Genomic DNA, 21,654 nt, shown 5'->3' with positions numbered 1-21,654 from the left:
TGAAGGCCACTCATGCTTCTGTCAAAAATGATGTTTTTGAAGAAATGCCCAATGCCCGTTTTCGCTTGGTAACGAGATAAAACTTCATTCTATGAAATATGAAAAAACCGGCAACCCATTGCCGGTTTTTCTCTTTAAGGCCTTTAAATCAACGTTATGCCTTTTAATCGGTGTTAAGACTTTTAGACAACGTTAGAACTTTCAATCAAAGTTCATCCTTCAAATCAGCGTTCATTCTTTAGTGCAACGTTCATTCTTTAGTTCAACGTTCGAGGCGCTCGATAAACCAGCGTGTGAGGTTGATCCAGACATCGTCTTTTTCGGCCAGATCCTCGACACCATGTTCGATATTGGGATTGTCGTTCACTTCAATGACCACAATACCTTCATCGGTTTCTTTAATATCAACACCGTAAAGGCCATCACCGATACAACGGGCCGCCTTCAACCCGATTTCGACGACTGCCGGCGGAGCATCGGGAATAGCATAGGTTTTGAAACCACCTTCCAGCGGTTCGCCACCATTCGGATCGTGTTTGATGATTTGCCAATGGTGGGGTGCCATTTCATATTGGCAAACAAAAAGCGGCTTGCCACCCAATACACCGACACGCCAATCGAATTTGGTCGGTAAATATTTTTGTGCCAGCAAAAGATCGCTATCTTTAAGCCATTCATGGGCAAGGCGGCGCAATTCTTCCATCGAGCCAACGCGTTTCACCCCGCGTGAAAATGACGAATCCGGAATTTTCAACACCATCGGGAAGCCGAGCGTATCTGCCGCTCTGACGAGATCATCATTGCCACCGATCATCACGGTGGGGGGAACCGGCACACCGTTTGCGCGCATCAACTCGTCAAGATAGACTTTGTTCGTACACCTAATCATCGACATCGGGTCGTCGATAACCGGCATATTTTCCTGCTCCGCGCGACGGGCAAAACGATAGGTGTGGTTGGATATATTGGTTGTTTCGCGAATGAAAAGCGCATCAAAATTGGCAAGACGGGCAAGGTCTCTTGCACCGATCGGTTCGACTTCCACACCAAGGCGGGCAGCAATTTTTGCCCAATGTTTCAAATCGGCAACGTTTGTCGGCGGTAACTCTTCTTCCGGATTGCATAAAACTGCAAATGTCCAACGCGGCGGAACTTTGTGGCGCGCTTCTTTCCAGGCACGTGTCGTATAAGTTTCCATCGCCTTATAGAAAGCATCTCGGCTATCACCCTCAAGCTTTTGCCAATTGGCAAAACATATTTTGTGAATGCGTGCCCATTCACCCGGTATAACGTGAACTTCCAATGCCGGAGCCCGATACCAGTCAAACAAAAGGTGGCCGAATTTTTCAAAACGGTCACCCTTTATGTCATCCGAACTATCGGCAATACCAAAAAATACCCTGATGATTTCCGGTGCGCGCGTACCGTCTCCTTTCAGGGCTTTGTTGAGACAATCTTCAAGTTCGGGAATGGATTTTTTATATAACCGTCGTTCCGACAGGTCGATCATGGTTTCGACCGAGGGCAACACACGATGGCCGCGCGCTTCGGCAAGCAGCGAACAATAATAAGCGCGGCTTTGATAGCGGTAAGAACGTGACAGGTTGATAATACGGGGACGTTGACCGGCAAATAGCGCAGGATTGGCCAAATAGTCACGATGTGTCATGACTTTATGCGTCGTCGCACCATTATCTACGTCAGACACTCGTCCAGCAAGAATTACACAAATAGTCATAGAAAACTAGCTTTTCTCCAATATGACGGCTGCGCGCAAACCGTCTTTTCCAAAGCGCGCAATATGATCGAATACTTCATAATTCAAAGGCAGGTTTGCAGAATCGGCAATTGTTTCACCTTCGTCTTCCTCCACCCACGGGTCATGAATAAGAAAATGACTTCCGTCATCACCATGAACCAATACCCAATGGGGAATTTTTTCCCCGAACATATGGTAGAAACTGATAAGCACAAGCACCAACGCCCCGCGTGCAAGCGCGGCACGAATATCATCAAGAGTAAAAGCAGCAATCCGCACCGGAATGTGGGCTGCGTCAGCCTGCTCGCGAAAATCGGTCTGTGCAATTTCCATTATCTCGCGTTTCTTGCGATCCCGCACCGAATTGATAAACAAAAATTCGTAGCTTGTCACGATGATAGTGGGTTTGAGACCATAATTATGTGCAAGAACGGCAAGCCCGAACGGCTCGCATCCCCCCGGCCCCGAAAGCATGAAAACCGTTGTCGCACCCCGCCATAGTCTAAGCTCGAAAACAGGATCAAGGCGTGATTGCGGATTGAAATATTTGAGTGCCATCATCAAACAGGCAGCACCGCAAGTAAATTCCGATGTTTGTTGATAATAAGGGACAGACGTTTCAACCGGTGTATCACCGCGCAAGGTTTTTTCATAACGCAGGGCTGGTGCATGATCGGCATAATAATCAAGATAACGGCCGATCGGTCGATAGTGAAAGCGTTCATAAAGACGAATTGCCCGTTCATTGTCTTCGCGAACTTCAAGGCGCATATAAATGCGCCCTTCATCAAAAGCCGCCTGCTCTGCAGCCTCCAATAGTTGAGAGCCGACACCTTTTATTTTGCCGCCGGGTTTGACCGCAAGCGAGTAAAGGCGCGCAAGTGCCGTGCCTTTACGAAACAAAATCATTGCATAGCCGATAATTGTTCCATCAAGTTCGGCAACAATTGTTCTGGCCGTCGGACGATCAATCAAAGTACGGAAGGAACGCCGCGAAATTCTGTCGCTGTCAAAACATGCCTCTTCAATAGCAACCAACGCATCTATATCATTTACTGTTGCTTTGCGTTTTATCAATTCGCCCATTCACATACTCTCGATTTCCGAATGCCTTCTATCTATCCGATATAACATAGTCCATAATAACATAGTTCATATAAGTGATTTTTTGCACTTGAATAAGGTTATATTCCGGCTTTTTCAAAAATGTCGCAAAGTGCCCCCATGGTTTTTCTGAAAATCGACAAATCACGTCATTGCGACTGGCCGATCTTGTTGCATTAACCATAATAAAACGGTAACACATTGAAAAATATTGTTTTTATTTTTTAACCATAATTTAAATCTTAAACAAGTGTTGCATTCCGGTCATTGACTGGAAACCAAAGTTGGACTTTAACCTTTTGTTAACGATCTTTATCGTGACAGGTTAAATCGAGTAGAAAAATGGTGTTTGCGTTCAGAATATTAGGGGTGGTGTTTGTGGCACTCGTCGGCCTGACCACTGCTGCAAAAGCTGCTAGCGAATTTATGATTGTCACCGGACAGACTTCACAACCTATCGGCCATTATGAATTTTGCGAGCGTTTGCCCCGTGAATGTAAAATACGCAACACTGTACTCCAACCGGTAAAATTGACACAAAATGTCTGGGATATGCTGATTGACGTCAACCACAGTGTTAACGCCCGCATTACTCCTGCTACAGACATGGAACTTTACGGCAAGGAAGAATATTGGACTTATCCGGTAAATGCCGGTGATTGCGAAGACTATGTTCTGGAAAAGCAGAAAGAACTGCGTGACAAAGGCATTCCGCTTGCAAGTTTGCTCATTACTGTTGTGCGTAAACCTGATGGCGAAGGCCATGCGGTTCTAACCGTGCGAACCGATCGGGGCGATTTTATACTCGATAATCTGCACGACGAAATCTTCAACTGGAAAGATACCGAATATACTTATCTGAAGCGCCAATCGACCCAATCGCCCGGAAAATGGGTAAGCATTGAACAGCGTGATGATATTGTTGTCAGTTCGGTCAACAATAACGGAAACTAGAAACCGGTTGGCTCCGGTCTTTTCAAACCTTTTAAAACCGGAGCTTTTCGACTGAACCTTCAACAACGCATCCGGCAACGACAAAGCCGGTCAAGGCATGGTCGCAGCCAGAAAGAATAGCTGGCCTTTCAGCTTCTTATCACGTCCTATTGTCTCTTCCACTCCGGTGCGCCTTTCACGATAGACCGACAAAAGCTGCACTTTCGGGTTTTATTGTCTCATCCACTCAGGTGCGCCTTTCAGGATAGACTGATAAAAGCTGCGCTTTCGGGTTCTATTCTCCCTCCCGCTCCTGTTCCCCTTTCGGATTAATCTCCAAAAATGATTTAAACCGTCTTGGCAGGTGGGCGAAGACCGAAATCCGGCAAAACAAACGGAAAAAATCATGCATTCCGATGAGATCGACAGTGCCGTGCCCGGTTCAATCCTTTGTTGGCCTCGTAAGTTATATGTTCAAGCCGGATTTATAAGTTCCAAGCCGGATAATCGGCTTGAACACAAAAACACGAGAAACCTTCACGTAACAATTATTGAAGCAGATGAGTGGGAAGTTTGGTGTAACAATTTTCAGGCGCTTCCTGTCAGAAAGGCTTTCCTTCCAGAAACAGCCTTTCCAGACGTTTCATATCACCGGAAATATCAAATCCCCTTTTTTCCAACCATTGATCGTCAAGATAGGTCGAACGGTAACGTTCACCACTATCGCAAATCAATGTCACGAGTGAGCCATGTTGGTGATTTTTAATCATATCGGAAATGAGTTCTGCGGCCGCATAAACGTTTGTTCCGGTAGAGCCGCCGCAACTGCGACCGATGAGACGACTTATCACACGCATTGCTGCAAGACTTGCCTGATCGGGAACCGAAATCATGCGGTCTATCACATCCGGCATAAAAGACGGCTCGACACGTGCGCGTCCAATTCCTTCGATAACCGAACGGCAACAATCTATTTCCTTTATAGAGCGGTCGGCATAGTGAAGGTGAAAAACCGAAGCTTCCGGATCGGCCACGCAAAGTCTCGTTGAAAATTTGCGATACCGGATATATCGCCCCAAGGTTGCCGATGTTCCACCGGTACCGGCACTTGCAATAATCCACTCCGGAACGGGATGAGGTTCTTTCGCCATTTGGCAGAAAATTGAATCAGCGATATTATTGTTGCCACGCCAATCGGTTGCCCGTTCGGCAAAAGTGAACTGGTCGATATAATAGCCCCCCAATTCATCAGCGAGGTTTTGTGCTGTCACATAAACCGACTTCGGATCGTCTATAAAATGGACACGACCGCCATAAGCTTCTATGGCAGCGACTTTTTGGGGAGATGTCGTCCTCGGAATAACTGTCACAAAAGGAACGCCGATCAGTTTGGCAAAATAGGCTTCCGAAACCGCCGTTGAGCCGCTCGAAGCCTCTACAATCGTTGTCTTCGGCCCGATTTTACCATTGCAGAGCGAGTAAAGAAAAAGCGAACGCGCCAAACGGTGTTTCAAACTACCCGTCGGATGACAGGATTCATCTTTCAAATAAAGCGTTATCCCGCATGACGCTGGCAAATCATAACGGATGAGATGGGTATCGGCCGAGCGGTTTATTTCCGCCTCGATGATTTCTATTGCTTTTTTCAGCCATTCACGGCTGCAAGAATGCGGAGCATCATAGCTCGCGATTGAATCAATTTTATTCACTTTTGATCTTCCTTTTGGAGAGATCTGGAGGTTATAAAACCGATTATTAAATTTGAAGAAAATACAGTTTATTTTTTCTAATAAATAAATAAACCTTGGAATAAACATTCCAAGGTTTTCAATTTTATTAAAATATTATTCTCTTTGATATAATGTTTTATGCTCTTACGCGGCGGCGTTCCGACACCGGTTGGAAAGCAAGCTTTGCATGAAAAGCACAATAGGGGCCGGAGTCACCGGCATCGGCACCACAGAAATAGAAATCATCCGACAAAGGGTCACCGACCGGCCACTTGCAAGTGTTTTCGCTCAACTGCAAAAGGCTCAAATGCCGTGACATCGGAACAACAACATCGGTTGATGGTTTCTCTTCCACTTCCGAAACGGCGTCGGCAACGAAATCCAGTTTCAAAGCTGTGGCTCCGATGCTTGAAGGCTGTGGCTTTGCAGTAGCTGCGACAGCGGCAGCAACCGGCTGAACCGGCGTTGTACGTGTTGCACGCGGTGCCTGAGGAGCAGGATTAACGACGGTTTCTGCCGGTTTTTTCGTACGCGGTGTTGTTTTTGTGGTTTTACCGCGCCCCGACAGTTTCAATCGATGAACTTTGCCGATGACCGCATTCCTGCTAACTCCGCCAAGCTGGGCAGCAATCTGGCTGGCACTCAACCCGTCACTCCAAAGCTTTTTCAAAAGTTCAACACGTTCATCTGTCCAGTTCATACCGGCACTCCGTTTCTTATTTTCAATCATTGCCACCGGACTTGCAGGTGACACGACCATTTCCTTTTTCATCTCGTTAATTGCCGGAATCCATCAATGCGCTAAAAAGCGCAAAACAGTCTTACTTGTTATGATAATTATCCGGCAGAACCAGAAATGTTCCAGTTTTACGCTAACTACTACTATACGCTGTGACTCCATGACAAGAGTCTCCATAGTCATATATAGTGTTTTCAGACGTTTTCCCCAACTTGCGAATCACTTTTTTTACAAATCTCGAAAATCCGGTTCGCAAATTGCGATTTTTTCAAGATATTTTTTGAATGTGGTCTTTCAAAGGCATCAATTGACTTTTTCCCTGACAGGCAGGATAGTAAAAACAACAGTTTTCTCAGCGTCGTGATGATACACGGCGCTGTTAATGTTTTATATTGGATAAAAACGCTGTTTTTCAAAAAACCTAACGTTTCATTCAGAAAAACAACGATATTATCGTTCTTGCTATATCCGGAACCGGCTTTCGGCATCCGGCATAAATTATAATGGATAGGAGACCAGGCAATGACCCAAAACAATGCGCAACCGCTTTATGATACTTTTGCACGTATCGGTTTGCGCTTCACACGAGGAAACGGTGCCTGGCTCATCTCGGACAATGGCGAACGCTATCTTGATTTTACGTCCGGTATTGCGGTCAATGCGCTTGGACATAATCATCCGAAACTTGTCAAAGCCATTGAAGAACAGGCCCACAAGCTTTGGCATGTATCAAATCTTTTTCAATCTCCCGAACAGGAGAAAGTGGCTGAACGGCTTTGTGCAAACAGTTTTGCAGATAAAGTGTTTTTCTGCAATTCCGGTGCCGAGGCGATAGAATGCGCCATTAAAACAGCCAGACGCTATCAATATGTGAGCGGGCATCCTGAACGCTATGAAATTATTACCTTTGAAGGTGCTTTTCATGGTCGCACGCTGGCGACACTTGCCGCCGGAGGGCAGGAAAAATATCTTGAAGGTTTTGGCCCGAAAGCTCAAGGTTTTGTGCAAGTTCCGTTCGACGATGAAAAAGCATTGCGTGCTGCAATCGGCGAAAAGACGGCTGCCCTTCTCATTGAACCTATTCAAGGTGAAAGCGGGCTGCGTCCGGTTCCGAAAGAATTCATGCAATTGTTGCGCAAGATCTGCAGCGAAAACGGCCTATTATTTATCGTTGACGAGGTCCAAACAGGTATGGGCCGTACCGGCAAGTTATTTGCCTATCAATGGTCGGGCATAGAACCCGATATTATGGCACTTGCAAAAGGTCTTGGCGGCGGTTTCCCGATTGGTGCCTGCCTTGCAACCAAAGAGGCCGCAAAAGGCATGACGCCCGGCACCCATGGCTCGACATTCGGTGGCAACCTTCTTGCAATGGCCGCAGCCAATGCTGTGCTCGATGTCATGTTGGCAGACGGCTTTCTCGATCATGTCAATGCTATGGCCAATCTGTTCAAACAGGGATTGGCATCCATTATTGACCGGTTTCCCGATGTCGTAGAGTCAATTCGTGGAGTAGGGCTTTTAACAGGGCTTAAATGTGTTGTTAAAAACACTGAAGTTATTGCCGCTATGCGGGATGAAAAATTGCTGGGTGTTGGAGCCGGAAATAATGTTATCCGCCTTTTACCGCCTTTGACTGTCACCGAAGATGAAATCCGTGATGGCCTTCACCGTATTGAAAAGGCTGTCCAACTCGTTTCTAATGCCCACAAACAAAAATAGGCTTGATATTATGACGAAGAATATTCGCCACTTTACTGATCTTTCCATTCTGTCACCTGAAACAGCACGTAAAATTATCGAACATGCAAAGGCGGTTAAAAACCTCCTTAAAAAGGGACAGTCCGAAAAACCCTTTATCGGCAAAACGCTTGCCATGATTTTCGAGAAACCCTCGACCCGCACCCGTGTGTCGTTCGATGTCGGAATGCACCAATTGGGGGGCGAGGCCATCATGCTTACCGGTTCGGAAATGCAGCTTGGCCACAGCGAAACAATTGCCGATACAGCACGTGTATTGTCGCGCTTTGTCGACATCATCATGATCCGGACGACGGCTCATACCAGAATGCTCGAACTTGCCGAACATTCCGATGTACCTGTTATCAATGCATTGACAGACGATACCCACCCCTGCCAGATTCTGGCCGACATTATGACTTACGAAGAACATCGTGGGCCAATTGCAGGCAAAACTTTTGCCTGGATGGGAGACGGGAACAATGTGTTACATTCCCTGATCGAAGCATCCGCATTGTTCAAATTCAATTTGAGAATTGCGACCCCCAAAGGCAGCGAACCGCAACAGAAATATGTTGATTGGGCTCGTCAACATGGTGCAGACATTGTTCTCACCAATAATGCTGAAGAAGCTGCCAAAAATGCAGATTGTATTGTTACCGACACATGGGTATCCATGGGGCAGGAATTCCGTGCCCGTGGGCGCAATGTTTTCCAGCCCTATCAAGTCAATGAAGCATTGATGAATTTGGCAAAGCCGGATGCCTTGTTTATGCATTGTCTTCCTGCGCACCGTGGTGAAGAAGTTGTCGATGCTGTTATCGACGGGCCCCATTCTGTTGTCTTTGACGAAGCAGAAAACCGCTTACATGCGCAAAAAGCTGTTCTTGAATGGTGCTTGCAGGCTTTGAAATAATACCTATCTATAAAGCTCATTACGAACGGTTCTCCTGTTTTAACAACTCCGGGCATTATGAAGTATTTGTTTGAACACTCTGTTCAAAACTTCATTCTGCTTGGAGTAAACTTCTTTCCATTTATCTAAAACAGTCAAAACCGTTTTGATAAACAAGCTCCATAGTTTTAAGGAAACGCGGTTTTGACGAAAGAAATGAATGTAAGCGACCAACCGGCTCAAGGTAAAAAAAGCCGTACCCTTGGTGATTTCAATTTTGCTGGCGATGATGCTGTTGTGCCCTTTGAAGTGGACGGCCTTGATGCGCGTGGCCGCGCTGTACAATTGGGAACTGCCGTCAACACTATTTTGTCGCGCCACCATTATCCCGAACCGGTAGCACGGTTATTGGCCGAAGCTATGGTTTTGACCGTTTTACTCGGCACATCATTGAAATTTGAAGGGAAATTTATTGTCCAGACCAGTTCTGACGGACCGGTCAACCTTCTGGTATGCGATTTTAAAACCCCGTCCAGTCTGCGCGCCTATGCAAGGTTTGACGAAAAGAAACTTGAAGAGGCTGTTGCTTCCGGCCACGATGCCCCCGAAGAACTTCTTGGCAAAGGAACTCTGGCTTTAACAATCGATCAGGGTGAACATATGCAACGCTATCAGGGTATTGTTGCACTTGACGGCTCCAGCCTTGAAGAAATAGCGCGTAACTATTTCAAACAATCGGAACAGATTCCAACCGAAGTCAAACTTGGTGTTGCAACACTTTTCGATCGTGATGAAAACGGCCAGCCAAGAGAGAGCTGGCGGGCTGGCGGTGTGCTTGTCCAACATCTTCCGAAGTCTTCAATCGGAGAAGAAAAAGACCAAAAGGTTGATAAACAAGCCCGTCTCGATCACTGGAGAGAAGTGAAAGCGCTTGTGGACACTGTCGAAAGTTCGGAAATGACCGACCCGCAAGTGGGAGCCGAACGATTATTGTTCCGGTTATTTCATGAACATGGTGTCAGGGTTTTCAATGCGACACCTATTCTGGACCAATGTTCATGCTCGCGTGAAAAAATAGAAAATGTCTTGAATACCTTCACGGCGGACGAAATAAATTCCAGTGTCGAAAATGGCAAAATCACCGTTAAATGCGAATTTTGTTCAACGGTTTATAATTTCAATCCGGATGAATTTTTGAAAACACAAGACGATGTTGCCGATCTGAAGGCAAAACAAAATTGATAAATGCAATGCAGCCAATCGGCTGCATTGTTATTCGACTTCATTGGCATATGGAATTTCATTCTTCAAATGCAAACGGTTACAATCCCTTGAACCTGATTTATCGTATTTAATCAAAATCAAAAGCTGATCGGGTGCCGGACTTTTCGTCAAAAACAATTTTAGAGAAGAATGATAACCCGCGAAAATCAAAACACCAGAACAGACGAAACTCTGATATAGAAACCGGATTTTTAATTTGCCGAAATATCTGGCCGCTCGATAATTTGCTTCTCGAAGGCGAAAAATATAAAAGATCATAAATAACAGTGAGGAAGTGCTTGAAGCTGATAAAATCATTGGATAGAGCAAGCCATTTCTCTTAAAATTGCCGGAATCATCCTGCTATTTTAACAAAACGGAATGCCTCATCGGCTTTTCGATTTAATGCGCAGTTTCTTTAAAATTTTTCAAATTCGCCCCATGTCACCCATGTTCAATAAAAAACCCAATTTCAAAAAAACGGAGCTTTGTGCCAATGCGCTTGACAGATGATGACCGCGCATTGCCGCCGCAACGAAGTTCCCGCTCCAAAAAGGGTAGAACAAGAGAAACCGGAAAAAGCCACGGCTTCATTTTCCGGCTTGTGAAATGGTGCTTTGTTTTAGCAATATGGGGTGCGATTGCGGTTGCCGGTTATGTCGGTTATGTCGCACTCAGAATGCCGCAAGCCTCGACCTGGGACATTCCCCAACGCCCGCCGAATGTGCGTATTATCGACCGTAACGGATTTCTGATTGCCAATCGCGGAACCACAGGTGGCGAAGCCCTTTCACTGAAAGAAATGAGCCCGTGGATACCGAAGGCCGTCGTGGCAATCGAAGACCGTCGTTTTTACGACCATTATGGTGTCGACCCTATCGGCATTGCGCGCGCAATGGTAACCAATATTATCCATAGCCGTAGTAAACAGGGCGGCTCGACGCTCACCCAACAATTGGCCAAGAATCTGTTTCTTTCTCCCGATCGAACATTGGAAAGAAAGGTGCAAGAAGCGCTGCTTGCGCTCTGGCTTGAGCATAAATACACCAAGGACCAGATTCTTGAGATGTATTTGAACCGCGTTTATCTTGGTTCGGGTGCTTATGGTGTCGAGGCAGCCTCAAGACGATATTTCGGAAAATCGGCAAAAGATGTTGATTTGATGGAAGCTGCAACTCTGGCGGGACTATTAAAAGCCCCTTCGCGCCTTTCTCCCGCTCGTGACCCCAAAGCTGCCAATGACCGAGCCAAACTCGTTCTTGCTGCCATGAAAGAAGAAGGCATGGTGAATGACAGAGAGGTAGCGATGGCAGAAGCCGAGCCGATGGCACGTCCTCAATCCTATTGGACAGGTTCGGAAAATTATGTCGCCGATCAGGTTGTTCAACAATTACCATTTCTGATCGGCGAGACAGATAAAGATATTGTCGTCGAAACCACGCTTGATATGACTCTCGAAAGGGCTGCCGAAGAAGCAATCCGCACACAAATTTCCGAAAATGGAGACAAACGCAATGTCAGTCAGGGGGCACTGGTATCCATTGATAAAAGCGGGGCAATCCGTGCCATGGTTGGCGGTGTCGACTATGCGCAAAGCCAGTTCAACCGCGCGACCGATGCAAAAAGGCAACCCGGTTCGACGTTCAAACCTTTTGTCTATCTTGCAGCACTTGAAGCCGGTCGTACCCCCAATTCAATTCGCAACGACGCACCAGTCAGAATTGGCAACTGGACGCCAAGAAATTACGGCGGCAAATATATGGGCGAGGTTACATTAACCACCGCCCTATCGCATTCGCTGAACTCGGTTGCCGCCCAATTGATTATGGAAGTCGGTACTGACAAGGTTATCGAAGTGGCTCACCGTCTCGGTATCCATTCGGCACTTTCGGACAATGCCTCTATTGCGCTCGGCACATCGGAAGTAAGTCTGCTTGAATTGACTGGCGCATTTGTGCCTTTTGCCAATGGCGGTTATAAGCCGCAACTGCGTCTGATCTCGAAAGTAGAAGATACAAACGGTAAAACCATATATGATTTTGGCGAAATTACTGCCAATCGCGTTGTTGAACCGGATATTGTCGGCATGATGAATGCAATGCTTGAACAAACTGTCGAGAATGGTACAGCACGAAAAGCCGCGATTGACCGGCCGGCAGCCGGAAAAACCGGTACAAGTCAGGATTTTCGTGATGCCTGGTTTATCGGCTATACAACAGATTATGTCACAGGCATATGGTTCGGGAATGACGATGGCCATCCGATGAAAACAATTTCTGGCGGCTCGCTTCCCGTGCGCGCATGGAAATCCTATATGACGGTTGCCGAAAAATCATTGCCGGTTTTGCCACTTCCGGGCAATTACAACCTGCAAAATGCGGTTCCAGGAGGGAACGATATTTTGCCGGAAAGCGAACAACCGTCGACAACGCCTTATCCGGCTCCGCCGCCTGAACCGGGAAGCGGTGACGATTATTGGGCTTCCCGCCCTGCGGTCGATGTCGGGGCGCAGGCCCAACCGGTACAAACCAAAAAACGTTCATTCTTTGATTTTTTACGTGGCCGGTAACAAGGAATACGTTAAAAATGTGCCAAGTCATGCGTTAAAAATATTCTATGTCTCTGGCAATTTGCCATCAACACGATAAAAGTATTTTTACGAACTCGGTATTTGTAAAATTCAGATAGGGTAAGCACATGCCAACAATCGTCAAGAAGCTGTGTTTTATCATACCTTTGGCTTTATCGCTGATTGTTGAAGCCGGAGCCGTTACCGTTGTGCCTGCCAGTAACCGTAACAGTGTGCAACCGCCGGTTCCCGGTGCCTCGGCAAAGCGCACGCGCGAACTTTCGACGAGTTATGCTGCAAAATATGCCAAAATCTATAATCTGTTAAAGACTGATAACAAATTGAGAGCGCGCATTATCGCGGTTGCAAAAGATTACGGCATCAATCCTGTCCATATCGCCGGTGCAATTGTCGGAGAACATACCTATAATGTCGACGTTTATGACCGGTTACAGACCTATTATGTGAAAGGCATGTCCTATCTTAATCAGGGCGTGCAATTTGCCTATAATGGTGAGGACGTAACCGATTTTGTCAAACGCGAGCAATTTTCCCCGTGTAACGGTTTGTCGGATAGTTATAGATTGTGGACTTGCCGTGAAAATATCTGGGATAAGGATTTTCGCGGCAAAACAGTTGACGGGAAAAAATACCCTGATAACCGTTTCAGTGCGGTATTTTTCCAACCATTTTTTGCCGGACAGACTTTCGGTCTGGGACAGGTCAATCCGCTTACAGCTTTGATGATGTCTGACAGAGTTAACCGGATTTCCGGTTTGCCCAAGCTTTCTGCGGAAAATGGCGGACAAGTCTATAAAACCATTATGGATCCCGACCAGACCATTCCCTATATTGCAGCAACAATCCGCCAATCCATTGATGCTTACCGACAGATTGCCGACTTTGATATTTCACAAAACCCCGGTTTGACCGCCACACTCTATAATACGGGAGGTGCCGAAGCGCGGGCGCGGGCATTGGCGGAAGAAAACAAGCGCGCACTTGCACGCGGCGAGAAACCGAAATTGCCACAAGAAAATTATTATGGCTGGTTTGTAAACAGCAAAATCGGCGATCTTGAGAAACTGTTTTAAGGGCTTGGCCTTTTCCGCATTGGTGGGGCTAACGCTTTTTTTGATCTCACACGTGGTCAACTCATAGGATTGCTTGATGCGCTTTTTAAAACATCGCCATTACCTGATTAAGATGTCATCAAGAAAGTGATAAAAACCTTTTCACGGGCTTTGCGATATTTTAACAGCGCATATGCCGGTCTCTTTGCCAACGCGCAAGATCAACTCGCACCCAAACAACGGGAAAAATAGAAAATCAACAGGTCGCTATAAAAGCAACACAAGCCATCTGGAACGGGTAACTTATATGAGAGAGGTAACCCGCACAGATTGAACGTGTTTAAAAATTTTGTTTCCTATACTTCATCTTCAAAACAGGCAAAACGATTGACTTACGATCATCGGAAATTTTTTAAAACAGGCTTGTTGAAATTGTTACATTGCCTATTCCGCTTGTCATATAATCAGATTTTCGTAATCAGATTTTTGCTTGCCGCCGCAACCGGACATAGAGTGCACCTTTTCCGCCATGATTTCTCGGTGCATCATCAAATGAAGATACAATCTGGCGGAATGGAGCCGTTTCCAACCAATGAGGAACGGCTTGCCGCAAAACGCCTTCACTGCCATGTGACAAACCTTTTCCGGTAATGACAAGAACGTGGCGCAAGCCGCGATGGCGTGCAGACTGCAAGAAGTTGAGAAGCAGCGAGTAAGCTTCATCGCGATAAAGTCCGTGAAGGTCGACGCGTCCCTCGATTTCAACACGCCCGCGCGATATTTTACGATAGGTCGGTTTATCAAAGGCAAAGAGCTTCGGCAGTGTCTCTTGCCGATCGCTATTGTCATCCTTCACATTTTTCAATCTGGCCTGTCTTATAAGTTCCATCGAGAAAAAAGCAGGCATATCTTTCATTTCGACTGAAAGAATCGCGGACTTTGCTAACGGAATTGCGGTCCTTCTTACTTGATCCCATAAAATGCGATCTTCAGGTTTCAGCCGGTCAATCTTTTCCCGATTATTGTCACGAGCCATTGTCATTCAACCTTCAAGTATACGACCGACGTCATCGGTTGAACCTAGCGTTTCTAAAGAAAATTACTCGCCATCTTCCGTGCCGATAATTTTCCAGTTCGGATCGCGCGATTTGACATTCCGTGCAAACGTCCAGATGTCTTTGATTTCAGCTATTGTTTGGGGGTCACCATCTATAAGTTTCCGGCTGTCATCGTAAGTCGCGGAAATAATCTCGCTGGCAACCTCTATTGTCAATTGCGCAATGTCCGCCTGACAGGTGGCATTGACTATCTCTATCTTATCAATACCGACAAATGTGAACTGGACGTTTTCACCTTTTTTATCGCGTTCATCAATAGCTGCCGAAAATCCAGCATAAACCTCGTCGGATAAAAGCGATTTCAGTGTTTTCTTATCCCCTTTGGCAAATGCTGTTACGACCATTTCATAGGCCACTCTTGCACCATCCAGAAATGAATTGGGTGAAAATGTCGGGTCTTCCTTGCGGATAGCGCGCAATTCCTTGTTGAGGTCGCTGTTTTCAGGGGCAATTTTATCAATATCGGAAAAATCGTCGGCTGCTCTTGCTTCCGGTTTTGGTAATGCGATAACGTTATCTGACTCCTTCTCTTCCGCTTTTTCCGCTTGCCGCGAATAAGGGTCGAAAGGCGGCCTTTCAAAACCTGTGCGTTTTCCCAATACACTCCGTAGCTGCAAAAAAACCACTACAGCAATAATCAGGGCAATAACCAATACAATGTCGAAATCCATCTGCGCGGCCGATCTCCAAACTCGAAAAATGGGTATCACTACAAGAATGCAATGATAATCGTAGATTTAAATATATAGAACAGCAAAAGTCATCATTCAAATATGGCTTTTTAATCCCTATTTAAAGAAGGAATTATATTGCTGCTATCATTATGCCTTAAAAAATCCGGAAAGGACAACATTGGTGAGAAATATCTACCGTAATACACCCAATATTGCCGGCCTATTTTTGCTTGTCGCAATTTTTATCGAGATTGCAGGTTTCATCATTGTTGGAAAAGAGATAGGTGTTCTTGCAACATTGGCGCTCATCATTCTGTCTATGTTTGTCGGATTTATTCTTCTGCGTATTCAGGGAATTACACTTCTTGCCAAAATGCAGCATGAACTTTCTGCCGGCCGCATACCTGACCGCGAACTTGCTCACGGTGCGTTGCTTATTCTGGCCGCTATCCTGTTAATCATTCCGGGTTTTGTCACCGATATTATCGGACTTTTACTCTTTATTCCGCAAATCCGTGATCTCTTATGGAAGTGGGTGTCGAAAAAAATGACAGTCCGCGCCACTTTTTCATCCGGTTTTAGAGAAAACAGTTACGATAATAACCATTCGCAAACGATTGATCTTGATGCCGAGGATTATCATTCATCCGATCCCGAACATTCTCCATGGCGTAAAGATGACGATAATAAGCGTTTAAATTGATAATAAAGCGAAAAATAGTGAAAGGCGGTTTCGCTTTTATTGCAACAATGTCCGCGACATGCTAGCCCGTATTATCTCTAACCCCTCATGGCGCAATTTGGCGCTAATAATAGAAGGTTTTTATTATGGCCGAAGGCGAAGCAAATAAAAATGGCGAAGCTCCCGTATTCACGGTTCTAACGCAATATCTCAAGGATTTTTCATTTGAAAGCCCGAATGCTCCACAGGCATTGAGACCACGCGAAAAAGCACCCGAAATCAATATCGGTATCAACGTCAATGCCAATCCGATGGAAGATGACAATTATGACGTTGTCCTTTCGCTCACTGCCAAAGCTGGCGAAGGCAAGGATATGCTGTTCAACGTCGAATTGGTCTATGGCGGTGTTTTCCGTGTAAAAAACATTCCTCAAGAACATGTTATGCCATTGGTTTTCATTGAATGCCCGCGTTTGCTCTTTCCTTTCGCGCGCCAGATCGTTGCCGACGCAACACGTAATGGCGGCTTCCCTCCTTTGATGATCGACCCGATCGACTTTGCAGGACTGTTCCAGAAGCGCATTGCAGAAGAACAGGCAAAAGCACAGAAATCCAATCCTTCGTAAGAACTTGAAAAATCTGTGACTATTCCATTATTCCCGCGAAATTCGCGGGATTTTTTTTGTCCCTTCCCTATCCCCTCGCCAGACATTGACAACGGAATAAAGTGGCTCGCCAAAGATAAACAAATCGACGAATGCTTCCATCTTTTGTTATTTAATTTTTGAAATAAAATAGGTTTAAAAAACTGACCAAAGCGCATTCTGCCCAGTCGGTTGCAAAACGGAACTCTATTGCTTGTTCAAAGCATAAAAAATCCGTTCACCCTTGCTTTTCTAGAATAGACAGGACAACCGCAGTCGCCTTGTCAAACCGGATTATAAGCGCCCAGCTCCAGTGATGAGTGATACGAGGTGATTATTGGCAAGAAGAAGTACCTGCCCGACTTTTTTTCAAAAGCGGAAGAAACCTCCCCATTCTTATCGCTGCAAAATAAGCTGATCGTTGCTTTAACCAATATGGATTTTTAAAAATACTGCTATTTTGGAAATCTTTATTCAGCCCGCGTTACCTGTCGCGCGGGTGAAGCTTCAGTAACGGCGCTTTCCCGCTTTAGAATGAAAAACGGCAATTCAATTAAAAACCGGAAAAAACTATCGTATATAAAAAAACCCGCCTCGAAAGGCGGGTTTCCCGATTTTTTAAAAGCCATCGCAGTCACCTGCGACAACAGGAGCGGAATGATTATTCCTGTTCCTGCTTTTTCAATGCAGCACCCAGAATGTCACCGAGTGAAGCACCGGCATCCGACGAACCATATTGTGCAACAGCTTCTTTTTCTTCGGCAATTTCCAAAGCCTTGATTGAAACTGTGATTTTGCGGGTCTTTTTGTCGAATGCGGTAACGCGTGCATCAACCTTCTGGCCGACTGTAAAGCGTTCCGGACGTTGTTCGTCACGATCAAGCGACAGATCCGAACGACGGATCGTTGTTTCGAGATCATGGTCGACCAGTTTTACATCAATGCCATTGTCGTGGATTGCAGTTACTTCGCAAGTTACAACAGCACCTTTGCGCAATTCACCGGAAGCAACGGCTTCACCGACCTTGTCGCCGGAAAGCTGTTTGATACCGAGTGAAATACGTTCTTTGTCGACATCAACATCAAGAACAACAGCCTTGACGACATCGCCCTTGTTGTATTCCTCGATAACCTGCTCGCCAGGACGGTTCCAGTCGAGATCGGAGAGGTGAACCATACCGTCAACATCGCCTTCAAGACCAATGAAGAGACCGAATTCGGTTTTGTTCTTGACTTCACCTTCAACAACAGAACCAACAGGGAATTTGTTGGCAAAAGCTGTCCACGGGTTTTCAAATGTCTGCTTGAGACCCAAAGAAATACGGCGTTTTGCCGGATCCACTTCCAGAACAACAACTTCGACTTCCTGAGAGGTCGAAAGAATCTTTCCTGGGTGAACATTCTTCTTTGTCCAGCTCATTTCCGAAACGTGGATAAGGCCTTCGATACCCGGTTCGATTTCGACAAAAGCACCATAATCGGTAATGTTGGTAACAGTGCCCTTGATCTTCTTGCCAACCGGATATTTCTCGCTGATGCCTTCCCACGGGTCGCTTTCAAGCTGCTTCATGCCCAGGGAAATACGATGTGTATCCTGATTGATACGGATGATCTGTACTTTTACAGTCTGACCGATCGACAGGATTTCAGACGGATGGTTGACACGGCGCCATGCCATATCGGTAACGTGCAAGAGGCCATCAATACCGCCGAGATCGACGAATGCACCGTAATCGGTGATGTTCTTGACGACACCTTCAACAACCTGACCTTCTTCAAGGTTCTGTACGATTTCAGAACGCTGTTCGGCGCGGCTTTCTTCAAGAACTGTACGGCGTGAAACAACAATATTGCCACGACGACGGTCCATTTTCAAAATTTCAAAAGGCTGCGGATTATGCATCAACGGCGTTACATCGCGAATCGGACGAATATCGACCTGACTGCGCGGCAAGAAAGCAACTGCTCCATCGAGATCAACCGTGAAACCACCTTTGACCTGACTGAAGATAACGCCTTCAACGCGTTCACCGGCGTTGAATTTTTCTTCCAGACGAACCCAGCTCTCTTCACGGCGGGCTTTTTCGCGTGAAAGAACAGCTTCACCCATAGCGTTTTCGATACGCTCGACATAAACCTCGACTTCATCGCCGGGCTTGAGCGAACCGTCTTTACCCTTGGCACCGAATTCCTTTAACGGAACACGGCCTTCTACTTTAAGACCGGCATCAATGATTGCCATATCTTTTTCAATTGCAATGATGCGGCCTTTGACAACCGAACCCTCGACGAGATCATTGGTCTGGAGGGATTCAGCCAAAAGGGCTTCAAAATCCGCTTTTGTGGGATTGTATTGTGACATAGAAACTCCTGAAGAAGTGCCTTTTGAAATAATAATGAATTAAGGCACGAGCGCCGGGTTAGTGTTAAAACGATGTTATTTTCCTGCCGCCCGTTCTTTGCGGGGTAGTTTGGCGCATGGCCGGAAATAACATTTCTCTTAAACTCTTCTACCGTTTTGCCAAAATTGGATCAATTATAGCACAAGCGGCAGTAAACGCGCCTTCTATACTCAATTTTGTTGTATCAAGCAAGTGCGCATCTTTTGCAGGTTTCAACGGGCTTTCGGTGCGCTTCATATCGCGTTCGTCGCGCCGTTTGAGATCGACAAGAATAGCATTATAATCGGCTTTCTCGCCTTTCTCCATCATTTCATTATAGCGCCGTTCGGCTCGAACTTCGGGGGCTGCAACGATATAGAGCTTGACATCGGCATCGGGACAAACAACTGTTCCAATATCACGCCCGTCAAGAACTGCCCCATTACTTTGTTCGGCAAAAGCTTTCTGCATGTCGACCAATGCTTTTCGCAAACGCCCCATCACCGCCACCTTCGAGGCTGCTTCACCGATTTCATGTTCGGATAAATGCGCCCGATCAAGTGAACCAAAATCAATCAACGAAGCGGTTTTTACTGCAATGTCTTCATTATCCAGCGGCAAATGGCGTTTTAAAAGCTCATCGGCAACCGCACGATAGGTCAAACCGGTATCGAGATAGGAAAATTTATAATGGGAGGCAAGTTTGCGCGCCAATGTGCCCTTTCCTGAAGCGGCCGGCCCATCAATTGCAATAATAAACGGCTTGTTCGGGTTCATTCGATATGCGCTCCCAATTTGGCCATCAGCCCCATAAATTCCGGAAAACTTGTTGCAATCATGCGTTTGTCGTCAATTGTCACAGGCTTTCCGGCTCCAAGACCAAGAACCAGAAAGCTCATGGCGATACGGTGGTCGAGATGTGTTGTGACAGTTCCGCCACCAATGTTTTTTGCCGAAGGCTCACCAGTCACGATAAGGAAATCTTTTCCCTCTTCACAATCAACACCATTTTTTTTCAAACCGTTGGCGACGGCTGAAAGCCGGTCCGATTCTTTGACCCTCAGTTCTGCAAGCCCTTCCATAACTGTTTTTCCCTCGGCAAAAACGGCCGCAACTGCAAGAACAGGGTATTCATCGATCATTGACGGTGCGCGCTCTTTTGGCACTTTTATCCCCTTTAATCGGGAGGAACGCACACGAATATCGGCCACCTCTTCCCCGCCCGTCTGGCGTTTGTTTTCAAAGCTAATATCAGCTCCCATTTCCAAAAGCGTGGTGATTAATCCGGTGCGGGTGGGATTTAACAACACATTTTCTATTGTTATATCCGAGCCTTCGGTAATCAAGGCTGCCACAATCGGAAATGCTGCCGAAGACGGATCGCCGGGAACGGTTATAACCTGACCGTATAATTCTCCCTGCCCCTCTAAATGGATATAGCGCACACCGTCATTATCTGTCTCGACCTCAAGATCGGCACCAAAGCCCACAAGCATCTTTTCGGTGTGGTCACGTGTCATGACCGGTTCGATGACAGTGGTAATACCGGGAGTATTGAGACCGGCAAGCAAAACGGCCGATTTCACCTGAGCCGATGCCATGGGAACGCGATAGGTAATCGGGTTGGGTGTGACTGCGCCCCACAATGTCAATGGCAATCTGTCACCTTCCGAGGCTTCCACCTGCACACCCATCAGCCGTAATGGATCAAGGATGCGCCCCATAGGCCGTTTTGACAAAGATGCGTCACCGATAAAACGGGTCTTCATTGCATAAGTACCGACAAGCCCCATCGTCAATCTCGCACCGGTTCCGGCATTGCCGAAATCAAGTGGTTGTTCTGGTTCAAGAAGACAGCCGTTTCCCGTTCCGTGGATGACATAAACACCGTTATCCTTGGTTATTTTTGCACCCATTGCCCGCATGGCATTGGCAGTGTGAATAACATCGTCACCTTCCAAAAGACCGGAAATGCGGGTTTCTCCACTTGCAAGAGCACCGAACATCAGGGAACGGTGGGAAATGGATTTATCTCCCGGTATCCGGATATGTCCGGAAAGATTGGCAGATTTTTTTGACGAAGCGGGAAGTGGTTCAGACATAGCAAATGTGTTTCTTCTTTATATATAGGAAAAGCATGCTTCTAACATAAGCAGTTTCATACGTCATGAAAAAATACATCGCTTCAAGGAAATTGAACACGGGTCTTATTGTTTATCTTTGACAAAAGCATATTTTTGCGCTTAAGCACCGTGAGCGAATTTTTTGATTAATCTTAACGGCATTTTATGGGCGCGTAAATGCTCGCGTCCGGTTAAAGTGCTTTCAAACAAAGGCGCGTGTCTATTTT

General features: G+C 46.2%; 17 protein-coding genes. 8 read left to right on the top strand and 9 right to left on the bottom strand.

Translation table 11 applies throughout. From position 1 onward, the window contains the following. Window positions 1–262 precede the first annotated feature (262 nt). Together GQS64_RS02615 and GQS64_RS02610 are read right to left on the bottom strand one after the other, a co-directional pair. The gene (locus tag GQS64_RS02615) at window positions 263–1,738 is read right to left on the bottom strand and encodes a RimK family protein (protein ID WP_077990567.1); all 1,476 of its coding nucleotides are present in this window, start codon (window positions 1,736–1,738) and stop codon (window positions 263–265) included. A gap of 6 nt (window positions 1,739–1,744) precedes the next feature. Beyond that, window positions 1,745–2,845, bottom strand: a complete 1,101-nt coding sequence (locus tag GQS64_RS02610; protein ID WP_198230530.1) for a GNAT family N-acetyltransferase/peptidase C39 family protein — start codon at window positions 2,843–2,845, stop codon at window positions 1,745–1,747. A gap of 360 nt (window positions 2,846–3,205) precedes the next feature. On the opposite strand from GQS64_RS02610, the gene GQS64_RS02605 reads away from it, so the two are divergent. Next, on the top strand, window positions 3,206–3,817 hold the full coding sequence (locus GQS64_RS02605; protein ID WP_198230529.1) for a transglutaminase-like cysteine peptidase: 612 nt from the start codon (window positions 3,206–3,208) through the stop codon (window positions 3,815–3,817). Window positions 3,818–4,398: 581 nt separating this feature from the next. On the opposite strand, the gene GQS64_RS02600 is transcribed toward GQS64_RS02605, so the two are convergent. Both GQS64_RS02600 and GQS64_RS02595 read right to left on the bottom strand, forming a co-directional pair. After that, window positions 4,399–5,505: a PLP-dependent cysteine synthase family protein gene (locus GQS64_RS02600; RefSeq protein ID WP_369805193.1), complete on the bottom strand. Its 1,107-nt coding sequence runs from the start codon at window positions 5,503–5,505 to the stop codon at window positions 4,399–4,401. A 157-nt stretch (window positions 5,506–5,662) separates the two neighbouring features. Next, window positions 5,663–6,226, bottom strand: a complete 564-nt coding sequence (locus GQS64_RS02595) for a GcrA family cell cycle regulator (RefSeq protein WP_077994396.1) — start codon at window positions 6,224–6,226, stop codon at window positions 5,663–5,665. Window positions 6,227–6,787: 561 nt separating this feature from the next. On the opposite strand from GQS64_RS02595, the gene GQS64_RS02590 reads away from it, so the two are divergent. The 5 genes from GQS64_RS02590 (at window position 6,788) to GQS64_RS02570 (ending at window position 13,826) form a co-directional block, all read left to right on the top strand. After that, a complete protein-coding gene (locus GQS64_RS02590; RefSeq protein ID WP_198230527.1) occupies window positions 6,788–7,987 on the top strand; it encodes an aspartate aminotransferase family protein in 1,200 nt (399 codons plus the stop codon). A 10-nt stretch (window positions 7,988–7,997) separates the two neighbouring features. Then, window positions 7,998–8,921, top strand: coding sequence for an ornithine carbamoyltransferase (gene argF / locus GQS64_RS02585; RefSeq protein WP_077994395.1), 924 nt, complete (start codon window positions 7,998–8,000; stop codon window positions 8,919–8,921). A gap of 195 nt (window positions 8,922–9,116) precedes the next feature. After that, window positions 9,117–10,142, top strand: a complete 1,026-nt coding sequence (locus GQS64_RS02580; RefSeq protein ID WP_198230876.1) for an Hsp33 family molecular chaperone — start codon at window positions 9,117–9,119, stop codon at window positions 10,140–10,142. 517 nt (window positions 10,143–10,659) lie between these two features. Further along, window positions 10,660–12,732: a transglycosylase domain-containing protein gene (locus GQS64_RS02575; protein WP_198230526.1), complete on the top strand. Its 2,073-nt coding sequence runs from the start codon at window positions 10,660–10,662 to the stop codon at window positions 12,730–12,732. Between the two features lie 128 nt (window positions 12,733–12,860). Then, entirely contained in the window at window positions 12,861–13,826 is a 966-nt protein-coding gene (locus GQS64_RS02570; protein ID WP_198230525.1) for a DUF1402 family protein, read from the top strand. A gap of 457 nt (window positions 13,827–14,283) precedes the next feature. Here the strand turns inward: GQS64_RS02570 and GQS64_RS02565 are convergent, their stop codons facing one another. Both GQS64_RS02565 and GQS64_RS02560 read right to left on the bottom strand, forming a co-directional pair. Further along, window positions 14,284–14,841, bottom strand: coding sequence for a Smr/MutS family protein (locus GQS64_RS02565; protein ID WP_198230524.1), 558 nt, complete (start codon window positions 14,839–14,841; stop codon window positions 14,284–14,286). 63 nt (window positions 14,842–14,904) lie between these two features. Further along, window positions 14,905–15,594: a Tim44/TimA family putative adaptor protein gene (locus GQS64_RS02560; RefSeq protein ID WP_198230523.1), complete on the bottom strand. Its 690-nt coding sequence runs from the start codon at window positions 15,592–15,594 to the stop codon at window positions 14,905–14,907. A gap of 184 nt (window positions 15,595–15,778) precedes the next feature. On the opposite strand from GQS64_RS02560, the gene GQS64_RS02555 reads away from it, so the two are divergent. Both GQS64_RS02555 and secB read left to right on the top strand, forming a co-directional pair. Beyond that, entirely contained in the window at window positions 15,779–16,300 is a 522-nt protein-coding gene (locus tag GQS64_RS02555) for an FxsA family protein (protein WP_198230522.1), read from the top strand. Window positions 16,301–16,425: 125 nt separating this feature from the next. After that, window positions 16,426–16,905 carry a protein-export chaperone SecB gene (gene secB / locus GQS64_RS02550; RefSeq protein WP_077990542.1) on the top strand — a complete coding sequence of 160 codons (480 nt, stop codon included), beginning with the start codon at window positions 16,426–16,428 and terminating at the stop codon, window positions 16,903–16,905. A 679-nt stretch (window positions 16,906–17,584) separates the two neighbouring features. Here secB and rpsA read toward each other — a convergent pair. The 3 genes from rpsA to aroA all read right to left on the bottom strand — a co-directional run bounded on the left by rpsA (window position 17,585) and on the right by aroA (window position 21,406). Beyond that, a complete protein-coding gene (gene rpsA / locus GQS64_RS02545; RefSeq protein WP_077990540.1) occupies window positions 17,585–19,285 on the bottom strand; it encodes a 30S ribosomal protein S1 in 1,701 nt (566 codons plus the stop codon). Window positions 19,286–19,433: 148 nt separating this feature from the next. Then, the gene (gene cmk, locus GQS64_RS02540; RefSeq protein WP_077990539.1) at window positions 19,434–20,081 is read right to left on the bottom strand and encodes a (d)CMP kinase; all 648 of its coding nucleotides are present in this window, start codon (window positions 20,079–20,081) and stop codon (window positions 19,434–19,436) included. Next, complete coding sequence (gene aroA, locus GQS64_RS02535) at window positions 20,078–21,406, bottom strand: 3-phosphoshikimate 1-carboxyvinyltransferase (protein WP_077990537.1); 1,329 nt, start codon at window positions 21,404–21,406, stop codon at window positions 20,078–20,080. The genes cmk and aroA overlap by 4 nt, the downstream gene beginning before the upstream one ends. Window positions 21,407–21,654 lie beyond the last annotated feature (248 nt).

Source organism: Bartonella sp. P0282 (assembly GCF_048452985.1).
Taxonomy (GTDB): Bacteria; Pseudomonadota; Alphaproteobacteria; order Rhizobiales; family Rhizobiaceae; genus Bartonella; species Bartonella choladocola.
This window is presented reverse-complemented; position numbering and strand designations above follow the sequence as displayed.

Coding starts and splice junctions, on each gene's coding strand:
- GQS64_RS02615 (WP_077990567.1), bottom strand. CDS start 1,738: ATGACTATTTGTGTAATTCTTGCTGGACGAGTGTCTGACGTAGATAAT.
- GQS64_RS02610 (WP_198230530.1), bottom strand. CDS start 2,845: ATGGGCGAATTGATAAAACGCAAAGCAACAGTAAATGATATAGATGCG.
- GQS64_RS02605 (WP_198230529.1), top strand. CDS start 3,206: ATGGTGTTTGCGTTCAGAATATTAGGGGTGGTGTTTGTGGCACTCGTC.
- GQS64_RS02595 (WP_077994396.1), bottom strand. CDS start 6,226: ATGAACTGGACAGATGAACGTGTTGAACTTTTGAAAAAGCTTTGGAGT.
- GQS64_RS02590 (WP_198230527.1), top strand. CDS start 6,788: ATGACCCAAAACAATGCGCAACCGCTTTATGATACTTTTGCACGTATC.
- argF (WP_077994395.1), top strand. CDS start 7,998: ATGACGAAGAATATTCGCCACTTTACTGATCTTTCCATTCTGTCACCT.
- GQS64_RS02580 (WP_198230876.1), top strand. CDS start 9,117: ATGAATGTAAGCGACCAACCGGCTCAAGGTAAAAAAAGCCGTACCCTT.
- GQS64_RS02575 (WP_198230526.1), top strand. CDS start 10,660: ATGCGCTTGACAGATGATGACCGCGCATTGCCGCCGCAACGAAGTTCC.
- GQS64_RS02570 (WP_198230525.1), top strand. CDS start 12,861: ATGCCAACAATCGTCAAGAAGCTGTGTTTTATCATACCTTTGGCTTTA.
- GQS64_RS02565 (WP_198230524.1), bottom strand. CDS start 14,841: ATGGCTCGTGACAATAATCGGGAAAAGATTGACCGGCTGAAACCTGAA.
- GQS64_RS02560 (WP_198230523.1), bottom strand. CDS start 15,594: ATGGATTTCGACATTGTATTGGTTATTGCCCTGATTATTGCTGTAGTG.
- secB (WP_077990542.1), top strand. CDS start 16,426: ATGGCCGAAGGCGAAGCAAATAAAAATGGCGAAGCTCCCGTATTCACG.
- rpsA (WP_077990540.1), bottom strand. CDS start 19,285: ATGTCACAATACAATCCCACAAAAGCGGATTTTGAAGCCCTTTTGGCT.
- cmk (WP_077990539.1), bottom strand. CDS start 20,081: ATGAACCCGAACAAGCCGTTTATTATTGCAATTGATGGGCCGGCCGCT.
- aroA (WP_077990537.1), bottom strand. CDS start 21,406: ATGTCTGAACCACTTCCCGCTTCGTCAAAAAAATCTGCCAATCTTTCC.